The organism is Hymenobacter baengnokdamensis, assembly GCF_008728635.1.
Taxonomy (GTDB): Bacteria; Bacteroidota; Bacteroidia; order Cytophagales; family Hymenobacteraceae; genus Hymenobacter; species Hymenobacter baengnokdamensis.
Map to the genome: position 1 here is coordinate 661,722 of NZ_CP044285.1, position 19,094 is coordinate 680,815.

The following is a 19,094-nucleotide window of genomic DNA, read 5'->3' on the forward strand; positions in this document are numbered from 1 at the left end:
AGCTTATCTTTCTATGAAAGGCGAAGACCAAATTTTAGAGTTGCTGGCCGAACTGCTGCGTAAACAAGACTTGACTCATGAAACCTTAGCGGAGATGAATAATCGGCTGGGCAACGTAGAACATCAACTTGACACGGTGGCAGAAGACCAGGTGGCGCACCAACAAATTTCGCGTACGCTGGCGCTCAACCAGCAAAAGCATCAGCGCGAGCTTGAAGATAGTATGGGTATTTTGGACCCCGCGGCCCGGTTGCAGCGCGATACGAACCGTCGTCTCGACCGCTTGGAGCACCCCGGTGATTTCGCTTGATTGAGCCCTCGTTGTTAGTAATTGTGAGTATTTAGCAAAAAAATATGACGCCTACCTCCTCCCCTGCTGCACCGGCCAAGCGCCAGCTTACCGTGCCCACTGTGGCCGACCTGGCCGCCCAGGGCAAGTCGCCTGAAATTCTATTCTGGGTGGGCTGCGCCGGCGCTTTTGATGACCGCTACAAGCGCGTGACGCGCGCTTTCGCCCGCATTCTGGAGCACGTGGGCACCAACTACGCCGTGCTGGGCCTCGAAGAAAGCTGCACCGGTGACCCGGCCAAGCGGGCCGGCAACGAGTTTTTGTTTCAGATGCAGGCCATGCAAAACATCACGACGATGAATGGCTACGGCATCAAGAAAATCGTGACGGCCTGCCCGCACTGCTTCAATACCATCAAAAACGAATATCCGGCGCTGGGTGGTGAATACGAGGTAATTCACCACAGCACCTACCTGCAAGAGCTTATCAACGAGGGCAAAGTAGCGGTGAAGGGCGGCGAAAGCTTCAAGGGCCGCCGCATCACGTTTCACGACTCGTGCTACCTGGGCCGCGCCAACAACATTTACGAAGCCCCGCGCGACGTACTGGCGGCCCTCGACGCCGACCTGGTGGAGATGAAGCGTAGCCGCGCCAACGGCCTGTGCTGCGGCGCCGGCGGCGCCCAGATGTGGAAAGAGCCCGAGCCCGGCAAAAAGGATATCAACATCGAGCGCACCGAGGAGGCGCTGGCCACGCTGAGCGGCGCCGCGGCGGCGCTGGATAACCTGCGCGGCGTCGAAACCGAGCGCCCCGCGCCCGGCCAGCACGAGCTGCAGGGTAGTATCATTGCCGTGGGCTGTCCTTTCTGCATGACCATGATGAGCGACGGCGTGAAAAACAAGGAACAGGAAGGTATCGTGCAGGTATTTGACCTGGCCGAGCTGGTGGCCAGCGCCGAAGGCATCAACGCCTGAGACCACGGATTAGCCCGGATTTTGTAGCCGGTGCTCCTGCGTTTGCCCAGGGGCAGGGCCAACCTGCTGAACCGATATCCCAAATTTTGCAGTCGGTGCGCGTTGGCTCACCTGCCTGCTGTTGCACTCTTCCCTTCGTTTCAACCAACGGGCTTTACGGCTTCACGGCACCTACAAAATCTGTGCAGTCCGCCAAAACCCGTGCTACTCCGTGGTGCTATGTACGTTGCCTTTGACCACCTGCCCCCGCATGCCCGCGTGTGGATATATCAGGCCAGCCGCCCCCTCACCGAAGAAGAGCTGGTGCGGCTGCTACCCCGCCTGGCCACCTTTGCCGAAGAATGGACGAGCCACGGCCGGGACCTGGCCGCTTCGGCGCAGTTTCTGCACCGGCAGTTTCTGGTGATTGGCCTCGACGAAGCCGTGGCGGGGGCCAGCGGCTGCTCTATTGATGCATCGGTGCGATTTGTGCAGGCCCTGGAACAAGAGCTGGGGCTAAGCTTGTTGGAAAAGTCACGCATGGCTTTCCTGGGCGACGACGGGCTCCGGCTGCTCACCCGCCGCGAGCTGCGCGAGGCCATCGCGGCCGGTGAGCTGACTCCTGAGACCTTGTATTTCAACAATACGCTGGGCACCAAGCAGGAATTAGACGACCACTGGCCCGCCCCGGCCGGTCAAACCTGGCTAGCCAGCTATTTTGCCGGGTAGCATCGGGCGGGGGCTGGCCCAAACAGTTGTATTATTGCCTACCAAACCCCGACTTGCATTTCCTGGCTGCATGGCTCTCTCAATTCGCTTTTCGTCCCTCAGAAAATTACTGCTTATCGGGGCCGCCGGCCCGGCTGTGGCGCTGAGCGGCTGTGCCAGCTCGGGCAAGCTAAGCAAAGCCGATAAACGCTTTCAGCGTGGCGAGTACGAGGCGGCTATCCCGCTTTACAAAGCCGACGCGGCCAAGGGTAAGGGTGCGGCTACGGCCAATTTCCGCCTGGGCGAATCTTACCGGCTTTCCAATCGGCTCGACCAGGCCGAGCCCTATTATAAAGCAGCGCTCGATGGCAACTCGCGCAACGCCGACCTCGGCTACCGCTATGCCGAAGCCCTGAAAGCTAATGGCAAGTTTGACGAGGCCGCAGCCCGCTTTACCGCCTACGCCCAAAACGGCACCAACCACACGCTGGCCGCGCGTGCGGAAGCCGAAGCACGCAATGCCTTGGCCAGCAAGGCGCTGGCCGGCGCGGCGGCCGGTTACGAAGTATCTCCCGTAGAGGCCCTAAACTCGCCCAGCTCCGATTTTTCCGCTTCGCGCATGCCGAGCGGCGAGCTGGTGTTTGCCTCGGGCCGCGACGGCAAGCCTTATCCTGGCAATGGCGAGCGCTACACGGCGCTCTATGCCCAGAAATTTGACGACCCCACGGCCCTGACCGGCGGTACGCCGCGCAAGCTGGAGCCCATTTTTAATAACGACAAAGAGCTGCAAGCCAGCGCCACCTACACGCCCGACGGCAAGACGATGGTGTTTGCCCGCTCAAATGATGGCTCGAAAAAAGGCTACCGCAGCGTCGATTTGTGGATTTCCTATTACCGCGACGGGGCCTGGACGACGCCCATCCTGGCTAATATCAATGACCGCACGGCCGACGACTTTGCCCCGGCTTTTGCCCCCGATGGTACCACGCTCTACTTTGCCTCGGGGCGCAAGGGTGGGCAGGGCGGCAACGACCTGTACAAGGCCACGCTGGGCCCCAATGGCCGCTTCTCGCCCGCCGAAAACCTGGGTGAGGCCATCAACTCGGTGGGCAACGACAACTTCCCCGGCGTAGCGCCCGATGGCACGCTCTACTTTTCGTCTGATGGCTGGCCCGGCTACGGCAAGCTCGATATTTTCCAGGTGAAAGGCGGCAAGCCCGTAAACCTGGGCCCCGGCATCAACAGCCCGGCCGACGATTTTGCGCCGTATTTCACGGCCCCCGGCGTAGGTATTTTTTCCTCCAACCGGGCGGGCGGCAAAGGCTCGGACGACTTATACTCATTTAAAAAGAAGCCGCGCAAAATCGTTACGTTCTTTGCCGATGGCACAGTAGTGGAGCGCGATAGCAAAACTGGCGCAACCACCCCCGTAGCCAATGAAACGGTAACCATCACCAGCGGCACCGGTCAGAAGCGCGACGTGCTCACCGGCCCCGATGGCAAATTCACGACCAAGCTCGACTCGGCTCAGACCTACGGCTTATTTGCTGACCGCAACGGCGACTTTACGGCGCGGGCCAGCCTGAGCACCATCGGGCACTATCCCAACCCGGAGGCACTGACTCAGCCCCAGAACGATATCAAGCTGCCCGTGACGCTCACGCTCAATAAAATCGTCGTGAACCGGGCCATCGAAATCAAGGACATTTTTTACGACTACAACAAGTTCAATATCCGCCCCGACGCGGCTATCCGCCTCGATACGCTGGTGCAAACCTTGCAGGACAATCCCAAGATTAACATCGAGTTGAGCTCGCACACCGACCAGCGGGGCAAAGATGCCTACAACCTCAAGCTCAGCCAGCAGCGGGCCGAGGCGGCGGTGGCGTACATTATCAGCAAGGGCATCGACAAGAGCCGCATCACGGCCAAAGGCTACGGCGAAACCCGGCCTATCGTGAAAGATGCCAAGACCGAGGCCGACTACCAGCGCAATCGTCGCACCGAGTTTAAAGTGACGCGAATAGACAAATAAGAATGGCCCAACCAGTTTTGCCGATAATCATATTAATTATTAAATATATATTGAATAATTAATACATCCCGAAAAAGCCTTTGCTTAGCGAAGGCTTTTTTGTTGGCACGGGGTTTGAATTTAGCTGTCCGAAGCTGCAAGGATTTTTACTGCTTCCTGGTTTAGTCATTTATGAAAACCCTCTTTAAGTTGGCTGCAACGCTGCTCCTTACCTGGACTGCGGTAGCCCCAGCGCTGGCCGCGCCGCCGGCCAACCTGACTATTACGGCCGAGCAGGGCCAGCCCTTTAGCCTGGTGCTGGATGGGCGGCTGTTGACGCGGCCGGTAGCGCCCCAGGTACGGGTAGCGCTGCTGGCACCCGGCCGGCACTGGGCCGAGTTCAGCGTGCCCACCGGCTACGGCCCGCCGATGCGCTTTCGCACTACGGTGTGGCTGCAACCCGGCCTGGAAACCGACTACGTGCTGCTAGTGCGCCCGTATGGGCCACAGCTGCGGCAGGTTGGCGTGTTGCCGATTGGCAGCCCGGCCTACGGGCAGGGGGGCTATTATGACCAGGGCGCTGCTCCGTATGGCAATGGCCAGGGCAGTTACAACGACCCACAGGGCGGCTATTACGGCCCAGGCCAGGCGCCGGCTCCCGCTCAGGGGGGCTACCCTAACGGCGGCTATGACCCGCGCGGGGCCTATCCTGGCAATGGGCAGCCCCAGCCCTACCCGGCACCGGTGCCTACCCCGACTTACCCCGGCCAGCAGCCTCAGTCCTACCCGGCCCCTGCCCCGGCTCCCGCTTACCCCGGCAACGGCCAGCCGCAGAGCAATTCCGGCGATTATAACAACGCACCGGCCGGCAGCTACCCCGACACTACCGCCAACGGCGGCTACGACCCGAGCACGGTCCCCAACAGCGCGGCCAGCCTGCAGCCCCTGGCTCCGGCCGACGTAGAAGGCCTCAGCCAGGACCTGCGCCAGCGTGCCACCGATGAGGAGCGCCTGCGCACCGCTACCCAGGCCCTCGACCAAAGCAGCCTCAGCGCCGATGAGCTGGCCGAGCTGGTCAGGACCTTTGTTCACGATGAGTCGCGCATTGAGCTGGCGCGCTTTGGCTACTCGCACCTCAGCGACCCTCAGAATTTCAGCCACGTGTACAGCGCGCTGCAATTCAAATCGAGCATACGCACGCTGAAGCAGGCAGTGGGCCTGCCGCAAGACTAACTACCTTTCCGACCTTCAAACACCACGCAAAAGCCCCGGCTGCCAGACTGGCAACCGGGGCTTTTGCCATATATAAAATATGCTATCTTAACCGGTCGTAGCTGTTGCGCACCAGCTGCTCATCGCGCCGGATAAAGCGATTGGCGAGCAGGTTCAGCAGCAGCGCCAGCGTGGGCAGGTAGAAAGCCGGCTGAAACTGGCCTTCGAGCTTGGGGTTAAGCAACGTTTCGCCCTGATTGGAAAAATAAAACGCGGCCCCGAAGGTGGCCATAATCAGCAGCAGGTTGAGCATACCCAGCTTGAGCTGGGTAAACCGGGTGCGGAACTGGAAAATTTCGTACATGGCCACCGCCGCCGAGGCCAGGGCCAGCACGCCAATTACCCAGACCGGCGCATTTGTGGCGGGGCGCGGCATGTTGGTCGGCGTAAAGCCAAAGGCCGTCAGGGTTAGTTCCTGATGCGTGAGGGCATCAACTTTGTGCCAGAGAGGCAGGGCGAGCAGGCTCAGCATGGCTAAAGCCAGCAGCAACAGAAAAACGCTTTGAATTCTTTGTATCATCTTTGCGGTTGTGGAAAAGGCCCGCGCCGGTGCGCGTTGCCAGGCCAAAATTAGCCCTCAACCGGCGGACTCGCTTCGCCCCAACGATACTCTGGAATGCCCAATGCGTATATCGTGGATGCCGTGCGCACCCCGATTGGAAAGTTTGGCGGCGCGCTCAGCAGCGTCCGCCCCGATGACCTGGCCGCCCTCGTACTGCGTGAGCTGCTGCGCCGCAACCCCAGCCTCGACAAAAACGCCGTAGAAGACGTAATAATGGGGGCCGCCAACCAAGCCGGCGAAGACAACCGCAACGTGGCCCGCATGGCCGCCCTGCTGGCCGGCCTGCCCGTCACTGTGCCGGGCAACACTGTAAACCGTCTCTGTGCCAGCGGCTTACAAAGCATTATGGATGCAGCCCGCGCCATTAAAGTGGGTGAAGGCGACGTGTATCTGGCTGGGGGCTCGGAGAGCATGACCCGCGCTCCCTTCGTGATGGCGAAGTCGGCCACAGCTTTTGCCCGCGATTTCACCGCCCACGATACCACGCTGGGCTGGCGCTTCGTGAACCCGCGCCTGGCCAAGGAGCACTACCCCTACACGATGGGCGAAACGGCTGAAAACGTGGCCGCCCAGTACAACATCAGCCGCGAGGAGCAGGATGCGTTCGCGTTTGAGAGCCAGCGCAAGTACCACCGCGCCGCCGAAAAAGGCCGCTTCCGTAAGGAGCTGGTGCCGGTGTTTCTGCCGCAGCCCAAAGGCGATACGGCTCTGTTTGACACCGACGAGCAGCCTCGTATTTCGAGCCTTGAAAAGCTGGCTACCCTTAAGCCGGCCTTCAAGCTCGACGGTGGCACCGTAACGGCCGGCAACTCGGCGGGCATCAACGACGGGGCCGCCGCCGCGCTGCTGGTGAGCGACGAGGCGCTGGCTCGCTACAACCTCAAGCCACTGGCCCGGATAATATCCTCGGCGGTGGCGGGCGTCGACCCGGCCATTATGGGCATGGGGCCGGTGCCGGCTATCCGCAAGGCGCTGGACCGCGCGGGCCTCACCCTGGCCGACATGGATTTGCTGGAGCTGAACGAGGCCTTTGCCTCCCAGAGCCTGGCCGTTATCCGGGAGCTCGGGGCCGACGTGAGCAAGGTGAACGTGAATGGCGGCTCCATCGCCATTGGCCACCCCCTGGGGTCGAGCGGGGCCCGCATTGTGGCCACGCTGGTGCACGAGATGCAGCGCCGCGAGGGCGTTCGCTACGGCCTCGCCGCCATGTGCGTGGGGGTAGGCCAGGGCATCGCCATGGTTTTCGAGAAAATGTAAGCGTAGCGTGGACTCACAGAGCCCACGCGTTGAACTACTTGCGCGCGGACTCGCAGAGTCCGCGCTACTTCCCACCCCGCATGACCTACGACCTTTCGCCCACCTTTGCCGCCGCCCAGGATGCGGCCGATTCCCTGGCTGCCTTCCGGCAGGAATTTCACATTCCGCCCGGTCCGGATGGCCGGCCCACTGCCTACTTCTGCGGCAACTCGCTGGGCCTGCTGCCCCGCGCCGCCCGCGCCGCCGTGGAGGCCGAGTTTAACTCGTGGGAGACGCGGGCCGTTGAAGGCCATTTTCAGGGCGAGTCGCCGTGGATGTATTACCACGAAAACCTGACCGAAGGCGCGGCCCGCCTGGTGGGCGGCCACCCGCTGGAAGTGGTGATAATGAACACGCTCACAGTAAACCTACACCTAATACTCGTGTCGTTTTACCGGCCCACTGCCACCCGCTACAAGGTGCTGATGGAAGGCGGCGCCTTTCCCTCCGACCAGTACGCGCTCGAAAGCCAGGCACGCCTGCACGGCCTCGACCCGGCCGAGGCCATTGTGGAGATGCTACCGCGCCCCGGCGAGCACTTATTGCGGACCGAAGACATCGAGGCCAAAATCGCCGAGCTGGGCGACTCACTGGCGACGGTCATTTTTGGCGGCATCAATTACTACACGGGGCAGGTCTTTGATATGGCGGCCATTACGCGGGCGGGCCACGCGGTGGGGGCCACCGTGGGCTTCGACCTGGCGCACGCGGCCGGCAACGTAGAGCTGAAGCTGCACGACTGGGACGTGGATTTTGCCTGCTGGTGCACCTATAAATACCTGAACTCGGGACCGGGCGGCACGTCGGGAGTATTTATTAATGAGCGCTTTGCGCATCAGCCCGACCTGCTGCGACTGGCCGGCTGGTGGGGCCAGGACCCCAAAGAGCGCTTCCAGATGAAGCCGGGCTTCCGGCCGTCGCCGGGGGCATCGGGCTGGCAGCTCTCGTGCGGGCAGGTGCTGCCGATGGCCGTGCACCGGGCCAACCTGGAGATTTTTGACCGCGCCGGCGGCGTGGCTGTGCTGCGCGCCAAGAGCAAAAAGCTGACTGGCTACCTCGAGTTTCTTATCAACCAACTGGGCTTACCGAAGACCAGGCTCGAAATCATTACCCCCGCCGACCCGGCGCAGCGCGGCTGCCAGCTCTCGCTGCTGGTGCACGAGCGCGGGCGCGACTTATTCAACTTTTTGGCTGCGCGGGGCATTATTGCCGACTGGCGCGAGCCCAACGTCATTCGCCTTGCACCCGTACCGCTCTATAATTCGTTTGAAGATGTGCGCCGGGCAGGCGCAGCTATTTCTGAGTTTTACAATCAGTAGCGAGCGGTGAACAGTTGCTGCCCAACCGGCCACTGTTCATTGCGCGCTGCTCATTGCTCACTCCCCTATTATGGAAGATTACGCGGCCAAGATGGCCCTTAAGTCCGATGCGGCGCTCCGCGAGTACGTGACTGGCTACGCCCAGTACCGCGAAGACGCCGTGCTGGCCGCCTTCGACGAACTGCGACGACGCGGCCAGCCCGCCCCCGAGGAAACGACGCTACGGCCCCAGCTGGAGGCCGCGGCCCAGGCCCAGGCCGCCGCAGCGGCCGAAGCAGCCCGGCTCAACCGTGCCGAAAACATTGGGCTACCCGCCGAAGAGCAGCCCGTGCTGTACACGCCGGGTGTAATTGTCCTTTTTTCGGTGCTCTTCAATACTATTATTGCGGGTGCCGTGCTGCTGGCGATGAACCTGAGCCGCCTCAAGCGCACCAAGGCCATCTGGGGACTGGTTGCATTCGTGCTGGCGTACCTGATTGGAGAAGCGGTGATAGTAAATATTTTTATGCAAAAATATACTATCAACCCTTTACTAGTGCCGCTATTGAATCTGCCGGCTATCCTGGCTTACATTCTCTGGTTTTGGCCGCGCTACGTGGGTACGCATCAGTTTAAGCCGCGCGGGTGGCTGCTGCCGCTGCTCATCTGCTTCAGCGTTATGCTGGCGCTGGGGCTGCTGCTCCAACACATTCCCGGAGCTGCCCAGCTTATGAAGCAACAAATGCAGCAGCAATAGGCCTCAGCTCCGTCTCCGTCAACAGTAAAAAGCCCGGCCGCATACGATTGCGGCCGGGCTTTTTACTGTTGAAGCGCTTGCAGCGATTAGCTTATGAGCTGACAAAGCACGGTTTCACCGCCCTTCACTTTCTGACCCAGCTCTACTTTAATCTCGGCGTTGAGGGGCACAAAAATATCGACCCGCGAGCCGAACTTGATAAAACCAAACTCTTCGCCCTGGCTTACTTCATCGCCCTCATTCACATACCACACAATGCGGCGGGCCATGGCCCCGGCAATCTGCCGGAAGAGTACCAGCGGACCGGCGTCGCTCTCAACTACTACCGTGGTGCGCTCATTTTGGGTGCTGCTTTTGGGGTGCCAGGCCACCAGGTACTGGCCGGGGTGATACTTAAAATACCTGACGATGCCCGACACCGGATTGCGGGTAATGTGCACATTGATGGGCGACATAAATACGCTGATTTGCCGGCGGGCATCCTCAAAATACTCGGTTTCAATCACTTCCTCAATCACCACCACTTTGCCATCGGCCGGGGCCAGCAGCAGGTCCTCGTGCGTGAGCAAGCGGCGAAAGGGCGAGCGGAAGAACTGCAGCAGCAGCAGAAAAGCTACTACTGATGCACCTGCAAAAATGCGATTAAACACCACGTTGGGGCCGTTGTAGCGACTTAGCAGCAGGTTGAGGGCCAGCAGCACGAGTAGCGTCACGAACAAGATGCGGCGACCTTCTTTGTGTATCTTAATCACTGATTAGCACGAATTTTAGCGGATTTCACGGATTTTGTGGACGGTTAACCGCCCTCGGCACTTCACTTAATTAACACGTAAATTAACGGCAACAGTTGTTAACGCGCTCTTTTAACCAAGCAATTATCGGCTAGCTCCTCATGGCAGAAGGAGCCAGCCGATAGCCGTCCACAAAATCCGTGAAATCCGCTAAAATTCGTGCTAATCAGTGGTCTTAGTAGCCGCCGCGGTACTTGTAGGTTTGGGCTACCTTATCGATGGCTACTACGTAGGCCGCAATACGCATCGGGACGCTGTATTTCTGGCTGGTAACGTACACTTTCTCAAAGGCTTCGGTCATGATGCGGTCGGCGCGGTCAGTTACCATATCGAGGCTCCACTTGAAGCCCTGCTTGTTCTGCACCCACTCAAAGTAGCTTACGGTTACGCCACCCGAGTTGGCCAGAATGTCGGGCACTACCATGATGCCCTTCTCATTAATAATGGGGTCGGCCGAGGCCGAGGTGGGGCCGTTGGCACCTTCCACAATGAGCTTAGCCTGGATAAAGGGAGCATTGTGCTCGGTAATCACATCCTCGACAGCGGCCGGCACAATTACGTCTACCGCTGAGGTCAGCAGCTTGGTGGGGTCCATGGGGTCAGCGCCTTCAAAGCCTTCCAGGCGACCGCTGTGGGCATTTTTGTAGGCAATAGCCTCGTCGATGTTGATGCCGTTATCGTTCCAGTAAGCACCCGAAATATCAGATACGCCCTTCACTTTCAAGCCCTTATCAAACAACAGCTTGGCGGCCCACGAGCCTACGTTGCCGAAGCCCTGCACGGCTACCGAAGTTTCTTCGGGCTTCATGCCCAGCTTGTTGAGCGCGGCCAGCGTCGATACCATTACGCCGCGGCCGGTGGCCTCGGTGCGACCCAGCGAACCGCCCATTACCAGGGGCTTACCCGTCACGACAGCCGAGGCAGTCGAGCCCACGGTCTTGGAAAACTCGTCCATAATCCAGGCCATCTCGCGGGGGCCGGTGCCCATGTCGGGGGCCGGAATGTCGCGGTCGGGGCCGAATACATCCTTCATGGCCACGGTGTAGGCACGGGTCAGGCGCTCAATCTCGCCCACGCTCATGGTAGTAGGGTCGCAGATGATGCCACCCTTCGCCCCACCGTAGGGAATATCGACCACGGCGCACTTCCAGGTCATCCAGGCGGCGAGGGCTTTCACCTCGTCGAGGTGCACGTGCATATCATAGCGAATGCCGCCCTTGCTGGGGCCCAGTATGGTGTTGTGCACCACGCGGTAGCCTTCAAATACGCGCACCTTGCCATCATCCATCGATACGGGCATGTGCACGATAACCTGCTTATCGGGCGCCTTCAGTACTTCATAAGTAGTATCGTCAAGTCCTAATATTTCGGCCGCGATATTGAAGCGCGACATCATGGACTCAAGCGGATTTTCGGTGTCGACCCGCGGGGCCGGCTCTTTGTACACAGTGGTGGCTGCCATGTGAGAGGATAAAAAGTGAGGGGTGGGTGGGATGATGGAGGACAGATGCGCTTACGAAAACGCGCCGCAAAGGTACGCCGGTTGGGAATGAGTAATGGGTAATGAGTAATTGATGAGCGGTAGAGCAATGAGCAATACTGCTCAATTGAGCAGGCCCGCATTACCCATTACCCATTACCCATCATCCCAGCAGCGCTTGCAGCAGGGCCAGCACCGGCAGCACCAGCAAAAAAGCGTCGAAGCGGTCGAGCAGGCCGCCGTGGCCGGGCAGGAAGGTGCCCGAGTCTTTGACGCCCGCGCTGCGCTTGAGCATCGACTCGGCGAGGTCGCCGAGCGGGCCGAACACGGCCACCACACCCGCCGCCACCAGACGGTGGCTCAGCGGAATATCGGGCAGGAAATAGCCGGCTGCCCAGCCCGTAACGAGCGTAAGCGCTGCTCCTCCGGCCCAGCCTTCCCAGGTTTTGCCGGGCGAGATGCTGGGCGCCAGCTTGTGCTTGCCAAAGTTTTTGCCCGCGAAGTAGGCGCCGGTATCGGCCGCCCACACGAAGAAAATGAGGCAGAAGATACGGCCGGGCTCGAAGTGGCCCGAGCCGTAGGCTATAACGCTCAGCAAAGCCATCGGCAGGCTGACATAAAGTAAGCCAGTGAGCGTAGCCCCAATATTTGAGAAAGGCTGACCATGATTCGGCCACAATACGGTTTCTCTTATTATTAACACGACCAATAGTAGAATAGCCGCCGCAATCCAGAGGGGAATGCTTGATAGCAGCATTACAAGGTCGAATAACCTGAATGACCCAGGCGTAGCCTGCGGAAAGGCTGACAAAGGAGGATAAAGGGTACTATTAACGGATAAGTGAAATAGCCCCCCATATACAGTCCAGCCGACAAGAAAATTGATGACTGCGAAAATCAATACTCCTACAATCCCTCCAGCCCAGCTGGCCGGCCGATGCCCGCTGGCCCGCATTATCCGGTAAAACTCTTTCAAAATCACGGCCTGGACGGCCGCAAAAAACAGCGCAAAGGAGATAGGTCCGCCAAAGGTGCAGCCGATGAGCAGCGCCGCCGCCAGCGCACCCCAGATAACGCGCAGGCGCAGGTTGCTGGGGCCTTTGGGCTCGGCTGGTTCGGGGGCGGGCGAGGTAGTAGCTGGATTCAAATCGGCAAAGATTAAGGCGTAAAGAAGCTAGCGGGACACGCGCTCGCTGGGCAGTACGGAGTCTAACGAAGGGGCTGGCTGGCTGGCCGACCAGCGCTGATGCAGCCAGTAGAGCAGCCCTGCCGTGAGCGCGGCCGAGAGTATAACGGCCGGCCAAGGCACCGCGGCATTGGCGTCGGGGTCGAAAGCAGCGGGCAGCAGCTTGTTTTGAAACAGATAGAGCACTACCAGCTGCAAGGCATTCTGCGTGAAGTGCGCGGCCATCGATACGACGATATTGCCGCTCCATTCGTAGAGATACCCTAAGAGCAGGCCCAGGACAAAGCGCGGAATAAAGCCGAAAAACTGCACATGAATGGCCGAGAAAATGGCGGCCGCCAGCCACACGCCCATATGCCTTGAGCCGAACCACCGCACCAGACAGCGCTGCACGCCGCCCCGAAACACCAGCTCTTCGGCCACGGCCGGCACAATGGCAATAACGATAAGCCCAACCAGCAGCCGGGCGGGCGTGTGAAAGTCGGTAAGAAACTTGGTGAGGCCGGCGGCCTGGTCTTCTTTATCGCGCGCCCATAGCTCAAAGCCATGCAGCGCCGCCGGGAAGTGCGCCCCGGCATTCCAGGCTACCAGGGCCGACAGAAAAGGCACCGAACAGATAATAACCAGCCCCGCGGCGGCCGGCCACCAGGCCGCCCCCAGCCGGCGCGGCGCGTAGTAGCTACCGACAGACTGCCCCACTAGCAGTGGCAGCACCACTGCCCCGGCCCCCACCCCCGCCAGCGACAGGCCCTGGTAAAGCATCAGCACCTCCCAGCCGTGCGGGGCACGCTCGGGCGCGGCGGCCAGCGCCCCAAACTGCAGCATCGACACGCCGTAGAGGGCATTGGCCAGCAGCAGGGCCAGCAGGCTGGCCAGGCACAGCCCCGCCACGGCCAGCCCCAGCAGCATCAGAAGTTGCACAGCGGGGTGTACGGAGCGGGGCGTCAAACCTTTCATAAAGCCAGAGGTGTTCAAGGGGGTGTAAATTTGCGCAATAAATATTCGTCCGACGTACTGTGCTTACTGCAGCGCGACGTTCTTTTACTTAAAGCCCGCCTATTTCCGTGGTTACGATTCGTACTATTCAGCTGCCCGACTTCCCGCTGCTGCTCGCGCCAATGGAAGACGTATCGGACCCGCCCTTCCGGGCCGTGTGCAAGGCCAATGGGGCCGACCTCATGTACACCGAGTTTATTTCGAGCGAAGGACTGATTCGGGCGGCGGCCAAAAGCCGGCAGAAGCTCGACGTGTTCGACTACGAGCGGCCCATTGGCATTCAGCTCTTTGGCTCCGACGTAGACACGATGGGCGAATGCGCGGCCATCAGCACCGAGGCCGGGCCCGATTTGATTGACATCAACTACGGCTGCCCGGTGAAGCAGGTGGCCCTGCGCGGCGCGGGCGCGGCGCTGCTGCGCGACGTTCCCAAGATGGTAGCCATGACCGCCGCCGTAGTCAAAAATACCCACCTGCCGGTGACCGTAAAAACCCGCCTGGGCTGGGACAACGACACGCTGAACGTAGAGGAAGTAGCTGAGCGCCTGCAGGATGTGGGCATTGAGGCGCTTACCGTGCACGGCCGCACCCGCGTGCAGCTCTACAAAGGCGAAGCCGACTGGCGGCTTATCGCCAAAATCAAGAACAACCCGCGCATTAAAATTCCCATATTCGGCAATGGCGATATTGATTCACCCGAAAAAGCGCTCGCTTACAAGAACCGCTACGGCGTGGATGGCGTGATGATAGGCCGGGCCGCTATCGGCTATCCGTGGATTTTTCGGGAAGTAAAGCACTTCGTGGCTACGGGCCAGCACCTGGCCCCGCCCACGCTGGAAGAGCGCATTGCCATGTGCCGGATGCACTTCGACAAAAGCCTGGAGTGGAAAGGCCCGAAGGCCGGTATTTTTGAGATGCGACGGCACTACGCGCATTATTTCCGCGGGCTCGAAGGGGCCAAGCAGTGGCGCACCCGCCTGGTCGATGCTGAAAACGGGGAGCAGGTATACGCTATATTAGAAGAAATTGCGGCCAGCGACGCCGTGCTGGTGGGCTAGCCGGCGGCTTACGGATTGATAGTTTAAAAATAATAACTATCACAAAAATCGCCTGTCACTATCTCCCATTCTGCATCTCCGTGCGGCGCATGGGCATTTTATCGACGGTGCCGAAGAGGTCGGCAGGGGCTAGCGGCTGGTTTTCAGTGCGCTTCACGCCGCCGTCTTTGCCGATGAGCACGGCTCGAAAGCCGGCCAGCGGCTGGGCGAGCCGCTGGGTCCAGCACTGGCGGTCGGCGGGCGAAAGCTGGTCGTAGACAACCTCAATTACCTGAAAATCGCGCTCGGCTAATCCCTTTTTGCTGGCAGCCAGCAGCTTTTTCTGCTGCTGGAAATCGGCTTGGCTAGCCGTGGGCGCGCCAATGAGCAGCAGCCGGTGCTGCCAGCGACTGGCTTGCAGCGTGTGCGCCAGGCTGGGTGTGGGGGTGGGGTGGGCAGCCAGCAGCCCGAGCATAGCCAGCCCGCAAAATATCCAGGTGGAAGCCGTCATGTTCAAGCCAAGGAGATTACCTGCTGCTTACGCTAATCGAGCCCGGCGCGGCCAGGTGGCTGCTTCACCAGGCGTTCACCGGCAGCCCGGCGCCCGTTTGTGCGTATAGCTTTCCTTTGCGCTTTCACTCCTATTTCTTCGCACAATGAGCGACACCCCCATGGACTACGCATTCGGCATGATTGGCCTCGGCACGATGGGCCGCAACCTGCTGCTGAACATGGCCGACCACGGCTTTGCGGTGGCTGGCTACGACAAAAACCAAAAGCAGGTAGACCTGCTCGGCCAGGAAGGCCAGGGCAAGCCCGTAAAGGGCTTTATGGACTCCAAAGAATTTGTGCAGAGCATTAAAATGCCCCGCGCTATCATGATGCTGGTGCCCGCGGGCGCTATTGTCGACAGCGTGATTGCGGAGATGACACCGCTGCTTAGCCCCGGCGATATTCTCATCGACGGCGGCAACTCGCACTTCACCGATACCGAGCGCCGGGCCAAGGAGCTGGCGGCCAAAAACCTGCACTTCTTCGGCATGGGCGTGAGCGGCGGCGAGGAAGGTGCCCGCTTTGGCCCTAGCATGATGCCCGGCGGCGACGCCGAGGCCTACAAAGTAATGCAGCCGGTGTTTGAGGCCATCGCGGCCAAAGTTGATGGCGCGCCCTGCGTGGCCTACATGGGCCCAGGGGCGGCGGGCCACTTCGTAAAAATGGTGCACAACGGCATCGAATACGGCCTGATGGAGCTGATAGCCGAAACCTACGGTGTGCTTAAAACCGGCCTGGGTCTTGATAACGCAGCTATCGGCCAGGTATTTACGCAGTGGAACGAGGGGCGCCTGCAGTCGTTCCTGTTAGATATAACCAAGGATATATTTGCCTTCAACGCCCCCGGCACCGACCACCTGCTGCTCGACGACATCAAGGATGAGGCCCGCGCCAAGGGTACCGGCAAGTGGACTTCGCAGGTGGCGATGGACCTGCAGGCCCCCATCCCGACTATCGACACGGCCGTGTCGATGCGCGACTTATCGAAGTACAAAGAGCTGCGGGTGCAGCTGGCTGCGCAGTACGGCCCCGAAGCCGGCCAGCTGCCTGGCAATAAGGAAGAAGTGCTCAGGCAGTTGGAGCAGGCCTTCTACTTCAGCATGATAATGAGCTATGCCCAGGGCATGCACCTGCTGGCCAAGGCGTCGGAAGAGTACAAATACGACCTGCACCTGGCCACCATTGCTAAAATCTGGCGCGGCGGCTGCATTATCCGCTCGGCATTTTTGAACGACATTTTCAATGCCTTCGAAGGCAATAACCAGCTGGCTCACTTGCTGCTCGATGGCAAGGTGCAGCCGCTGGTGCAGGGCAGCGTGGGCGGCGCACGCAGCCTTATCGCGGCAGCCGTAACGAGCGGGCTGGCCGTACCGGCCTACACCTCGGCGCTGGGCTATTTTGATGCCTTCCGCACGGCCCGCCTGCCTTCGAATCTTATTCAGGCGCAGCGCGACTATTTCGGGGCGCACACCTACGAGCTGATTGGGAAAGAAGGTGTTTTTCATACGCAATGGACGGGCTTGCGCGACAAGGTAGAGTCGCCGGCCGGCCCGCAGGCAAACCAGGCGCCGGCCACGCCGCCCGTGCCCGGCACTAAGCAGTCAAACGAAGAGCCTCTTAACAAGCACTTGTAGATGAACGCGCTTTTAAAATCACAGCCGACCGTTTTCGTCATTTTTGGCGGCACCGGCGACCTGAACGCCCGCAAGCTGGCCCCGGCCCTGTATAACCTTTACCTCGAAGGCTGGCTGCCCGAGCAGTTTGCCCTCATCGGCACGGGCCGCACCCCTCTCACCGACGACGACTTCCGGGGCCGGATGCTGAGCGACGTAAACGAGTTTTCGCGTAGCGGCAAGGTGAAGCAGGAGCAGTGGGAGGCTTTCGGGCCGCACATTTATTACCAGGCCGCCGACGTGCAGAATGCCAAGACCTACAAGGAGTTTGGCACGCGCATCAAGGAGCTGGAAAAAGACTGGAAAGCGCCCGCCAACGTCATCTACTACCTGGCGGTAGCGCCCAACTTCTTCCCCATTATTGCCGAAAACCTGGCCAAAGCCGGCCTGACGGAAGATGCCGAACGCACGCGCATCGTTATTGAGAAGCCTTTTGGCCACGACCTCGATTCGGCCAAGGAGCTAAATACGCTGCTGGGTCGCATATTCCAGGAAAAGCAAATATACAGAATCGACCATTATCTGGGCAAGGAGACGGTGCAGAACATCATGGCTTTCCGCTTTGCCAATGCTATAATGGAGCCGCTCTGGAACCGCAACTACATCGAGCACGTCCAGATTTCAGTAACCGAGAGCCTGGGCGTGGGCGAGCGCACGGGCTACTACGATGGCTCGGGGGCGCTGCGCGACATGATTCAGAACCACCTGCTGCAATTGCTGTGCATAGTGGCCATGGAGCCGCCGGTGAGCTTCAGCGCCGAAGAAGTGCGCGACCGCAAGGTGGACGTGCTGCGGGCCATGCGCCGCTTCACGCCCGAAAGCGTGCGCGAGCAGGCCGTGCGCGGACAGTACGGGCCGGGCTGGATTGAGGGAAAACAGGTGCCCGGCTACCGCGAGGAGCCCGGCGCTAACCCCCAATCGAATACGGAAACCTTCGCGGCGGTAAAGTTTTTTGTGGACAACTGGCGCTGGCACGGGGTACCGTTTTACCTGCGCACCGGCAAGCGGCTGCACCGGTCGGCCTCGGTCATAACCATTCAGTTTAAGGAGGTGCCGCACTTCATTTTTCCGCCCGAAACGGTGGACACCATGAAGCAGAACCGTCTGGTTATCAGCATTCAGCCCGAAATGAGTATTCGCCTGCAAGTGCAGGCCAAGCGCCCCGGCGTGGAGATGATGCTCAACACCGTGGATATGGTGTTTGACTACAAAGGCACTTACGTGAGCGAAGCGCCCGAAGCCTACGAAACGCTGCTGCTCGACGTGATGCTGGGCGACCAGACGCTCTTTATGCGCGGCGACCAGGTAGAGGAAGCCTGGGACCTGGTGATGCCCATTCTGACGTCGTGGCAAAACCGCATCAGCCAGAATTTTCCCAACTACTCGGCCGACTCGTGGGGGCCGGAAGTGGCCGAAGCCCTCGTGGCCAAGGATGGCTTCCACTGGTTTACGCTGCCGCTCAACAACAAGAAACCATGAACCTACACGTGTTGAAGAGCGCCGATGACACGCTGCGCGCGCTTGCCGATTACTTCGTGGCGGTTGCCAGCCAGGCCCTGGCGGCCCGCGGCCGCTTTGTGGTGGCGCTGTCGGGGGGCAGCTCACCCAAGAAGCTCTACGAGCTGCTGGCCTCGCCCGAATATCGCTCGCAGCTGGCCTGGGAGCAGGTGTACTTCTTTTTTGGCGACGAGCGCAACGTACCCCAAACCTCGCCCGAGAGCAACTACCTGCTGGCCAAAACGACTTTATTCAATTCGCTGAATATTCGCCCCACTCAGGTTGTTGCCGTTGATACCAGGCTGGCCCCGGCCGAAGCGGCCGCCCAGTATGGCGTGGCCGTGGAGGAGTTTTTTGGGGAAGAAAAAGCAGTATTCGACCTGGTGCTGCTGGGCCTGGGCGACAACGCGCATACGGCATCGCTCTTTCCGCACACGCCCGTGCTGCACGATACCACCGTGGGCGTGAAGGAAGTATGGCTGCCCGAACAGGAAGTGTTTCGCATCACTTTTACCGCTCCGCTGATAAACCAGGCGCGGGCCGTGGCCTTCCTGGTTTACGGCGCGGGCAAGGCCGAGGCCGTGCGGCAGGTGCTGGAGCTTCCGCGCAATATGGAGCAGTATCCGGCCCAGCTGATTCAACCGGAGCACGGAGAAGTTGAGTGGTTTCTGGACGAGGCGGCGGCGGCGCTTATCAAGCACAGGTAACCGCTAGAAAAGGGAAGGTCATGCTT

The 19,094-nt window shown here is 60.2% G+C and carries 18 protein-coding genes; 12 read left to right on the forward strand and 6 right to left on the reverse strand.

The window, feature by feature from the left end; translation table 11 throughout:
• Window positions 1–13 precede the first annotated feature (13 nt).
• The 5 genes from F6X24_RS02750 to F6X24_RS02770 all read left to right on the forward strand — a co-directional run bounded on the left by F6X24_RS02750 (window position 14) and on the right by F6X24_RS02770 (window position 5,197).
• Entirely contained in the window at window positions 14–310 is a 297-nt protein-coding gene (locus tag F6X24_RS02750) for a hypothetical protein (RefSeq protein WP_151086393.1), read from the forward strand.
• A gap of 44 nt (window positions 311–354) precedes the next feature.
• Window positions 355–1,263 carry a (Fe-S)-binding protein gene (locus F6X24_RS02755; protein WP_151086395.1) on the forward strand — a complete coding sequence of 303 codons (909 nt, stop codon included), beginning with the start codon at window positions 355–357 and terminating at the stop codon, window positions 1,261–1,263.
• A gap of 219 nt (window positions 1,264–1,482) precedes the next feature.
• On the forward strand, window positions 1,483–1,971 hold the full coding sequence (locus tag F6X24_RS02760; RefSeq protein WP_151086397.1) for a hypothetical protein: 489 nt from the start codon (window positions 1,483–1,485) through the stop codon (window positions 1,969–1,971).
• A gap of 70 nt (window positions 1,972–2,041) precedes the next feature.
• Window positions 2,042–3,985, forward strand: coding sequence for an OmpA family protein (locus tag F6X24_RS02765; protein WP_151086399.1), 1,944 nt, complete (start codon window positions 2,042–2,044; stop codon window positions 3,983–3,985).
• Window positions 3,986–4,156: 171 nt separating this feature from the next.
• The gene (locus tag F6X24_RS02770) at window positions 4,157–5,197 is read left to right on the forward strand and encodes a DUF4476 domain-containing protein (protein ID WP_151086401.1); all 1,041 of its coding nucleotides are present in this window, start codon (window positions 4,157–4,159) and stop codon (window positions 5,195–5,197) included.
• A gap of 82 nt (window positions 5,198–5,279) precedes the next feature.
• On the opposite strand, the gene F6X24_RS02775 is transcribed toward F6X24_RS02770, so the two are convergent.
• A complete protein-coding gene (locus F6X24_RS02775; protein WP_151086403.1) occupies window positions 5,280–5,756 on the reverse strand; it encodes a DUF4293 family protein in 477 nt (158 codons plus the stop codon).
• 96 nt (window positions 5,757–5,852) lie between these two features.
• Here F6X24_RS02775 and F6X24_RS02780 point away from each other — a divergent pair, with 96 nt between their 5' ends.
• From F6X24_RS02780 to F6X24_RS02790, 3 genes are all read left to right on the forward strand, one after another.
• Window positions 5,853–7,055, forward strand: a complete 1,203-nt coding sequence (locus tag F6X24_RS02780; RefSeq protein WP_151086404.1) for a thiolase family protein — start codon at window positions 5,853–5,855, stop codon at window positions 7,053–7,055.
• Between the two features lie 80 nt (window positions 7,056–7,135).
• Window positions 7,136–8,413 (forward strand): kynureninase, encoded by a 1,278-nt coding sequence (gene kynU, locus F6X24_RS02785; RefSeq protein ID WP_151086406.1) that lies wholly within the window; start codon window positions 7,136–7,138, stop codon window positions 8,411–8,413.
• A gap of 70 nt (window positions 8,414–8,483) precedes the next feature.
• The gene (locus F6X24_RS02790) at window positions 8,484–9,149 is read left to right on the forward strand and encodes a hypothetical protein (protein WP_151086407.1); all 666 of its coding nucleotides are present in this window, start codon (window positions 8,484–8,486) and stop codon (window positions 9,147–9,149) included.
• A gap of 86 nt (window positions 9,150–9,235) precedes the next feature.
• Here F6X24_RS02790 and F6X24_RS02795 read toward each other — a convergent pair whose 3' ends face one another.
• From F6X24_RS02795 to F6X24_RS02810, 4 genes are all read right to left on the reverse strand, one after another.
• Complete coding sequence (locus tag F6X24_RS02795; RefSeq protein WP_151089488.1) at window positions 9,236–9,898, reverse strand: phosphatidylserine decarboxylase family protein; 663 nt, start codon at window positions 9,896–9,898, stop codon at window positions 9,236–9,238.
• Window positions 9,899–10,115: 217 nt separating this feature from the next.
• Entirely contained in the window at window positions 10,116–11,402 is a 1,287-nt protein-coding gene (locus F6X24_RS02800) for a Glu/Leu/Phe/Val family dehydrogenase (RefSeq protein ID WP_151086409.1), read from the reverse strand.
• Window positions 11,403–11,583: 181 nt separating this feature from the next.
• A complete protein-coding gene (locus tag F6X24_RS02805; protein ID WP_191906428.1) occupies window positions 11,584–12,567 on the reverse strand; it encodes a phosphatidate cytidylyltransferase in 984 nt (327 codons plus the stop codon).
• Between the two features lie 27 nt (window positions 12,568–12,594).
• Entirely contained in the window at window positions 12,595–13,554 is a 960-nt protein-coding gene (locus F6X24_RS02810) for a CPBP family intramembrane glutamic endopeptidase (protein ID WP_191906429.1), read from the reverse strand.
• A gap of 116 nt (window positions 13,555–13,670) precedes the next feature.
• Here F6X24_RS02810 and dusB point away from each other — a divergent pair, with 116 nt between their 5' ends.
• Complete coding sequence (gene dusB, locus F6X24_RS02815) at window positions 13,671–14,660, forward strand: tRNA dihydrouridine synthase DusB (protein ID WP_151086415.1); 990 nt, start codon at window positions 13,671–13,673, stop codon at window positions 14,658–14,660.
• A gap of 58 nt (window positions 14,661–14,718) precedes the next feature.
• Here the strand turns inward: dusB and F6X24_RS02820 are convergent, their stop codons facing one another.
• Entirely contained in the window at window positions 14,719–15,150 is a 432-nt protein-coding gene (locus F6X24_RS02820; protein ID WP_151086417.1) for a DUF4174 domain-containing protein, read from the reverse strand.
• Window positions 15,151–15,295: 145 nt separating this feature from the next.
• Here F6X24_RS02820 and gndA point away from each other — a divergent pair, with 145 nt between their 5' ends.
• From gndA to pgl, 3 genes are read left to right on the forward strand one after another with little or no spacing between them, the layout of a single operon-like run.
• Window positions 15,296–16,825, forward strand: a complete 1,530-nt coding sequence (gene gndA / locus F6X24_RS02825; protein WP_151086418.1) for an NADP-dependent phosphogluconate dehydrogenase — start codon at window positions 15,296–15,298, stop codon at window positions 16,823–16,825.
• On the forward strand, window positions 16,826–18,343 hold the full coding sequence (zwf, locus tag F6X24_RS02830; protein WP_151086420.1) for a glucose-6-phosphate dehydrogenase: 1,518 nt from the start codon (window positions 16,826–16,828) through the stop codon (window positions 18,341–18,343).
• Window positions 18,340–19,068 (forward strand): 6-phosphogluconolactonase, encoded by a 729-nt coding sequence (pgl, locus tag F6X24_RS02835; protein WP_151086422.1) that lies wholly within the window; start codon window positions 18,340–18,342, stop codon window positions 19,066–19,068. The genes zwf and pgl overlap by 4 nt, the downstream gene beginning before the upstream one ends.
• Window positions 19,069–19,094 lie beyond the last annotated feature (26 nt).

Bases quoted from the DNA above. Each gene is read 5' to 3' on its own strand.
- F6X24_RS02770 (WP_151086401.1), top strand. From the start codon at position 4,157: ATGAAAACCCTCTTTAAGTTGGCTGCAACGCTGCTCCTTACCTGGACT.
- F6X24_RS02780 (WP_151086404.1), top strand. From the start codon at position 5,853: ATGCCCAATGCGTATATCGTGGATGCCGTGCGCACCCCGATTGGAAAG.
- F6X24_RS02755 (WP_151086395.1), top strand. From the start codon at position 355: ATGACGCCTACCTCCTCCCCTGCTGCACCGGCCAAGCGCCAGCTTACC.
- F6X24_RS02820 (WP_151086417.1), bottom strand. From the start codon at position 15,150: ATGACGGCTTCCACCTGGATATTTTGCGGGCTGGCTATGCTCGGGCTG.
- F6X24_RS02800 (WP_151086409.1), bottom strand. From the start codon at position 11,402: ATGGCAGCCACCACTGTGTACAAAGAGCCGGCCCCGCGGGTCGACACC.
- gndA (WP_151086418.1), top strand. From the start codon at position 15,296: ATGAGCGACACCCCCATGGACTACGCATTCGGCATGATTGGCCTCGGC.
- F6X24_RS02765 (WP_151086399.1), top strand. From the start codon at position 2,042: ATGGCTCTCTCAATTCGCTTTTCGTCCCTCAGAAAATTACTGCTTATC.
- zwf (WP_151086420.1), top strand. From the start codon at position 16,826: ATGAACGCGCTTTTAAAATCACAGCCGACCGTTTTCGTCATTTTTGGC.
- F6X24_RS02790 (WP_151086407.1), top strand. From the start codon at position 8,484: ATGGAAGATTACGCGGCCAAGATGGCCCTTAAGTCCGATGCGGCGCTC.
- F6X24_RS02750 (WP_151086393.1), top strand. From the start codon at position 14: ATGAAAGGCGAAGACCAAATTTTAGAGTTGCTGGCCGAACTGCTGCGT.
- kynU (WP_151086406.1), top strand. From the start codon at position 7,136: ATGACCTACGACCTTTCGCCCACCTTTGCCGCCGCCCAGGATGCGGCC.
- pgl (WP_151086422.1), top strand. From the start codon at position 18,340: ATGAACCTACACGTGTTGAAGAGCGCCGATGACACGCTGCGCGCGCTT.
- F6X24_RS02760 (WP_151086397.1), top strand. From the start codon at position 1,483: ATGTACGTTGCCTTTGACCACCTGCCCCCGCATGCCCGCGTGTGGATA.
- F6X24_RS02775 (WP_151086403.1), bottom strand. From the start codon at position 5,756: ATGATACAAAGAATTCAAAGCGTTTTTCTGTTGCTGCTGGCTTTAGCC.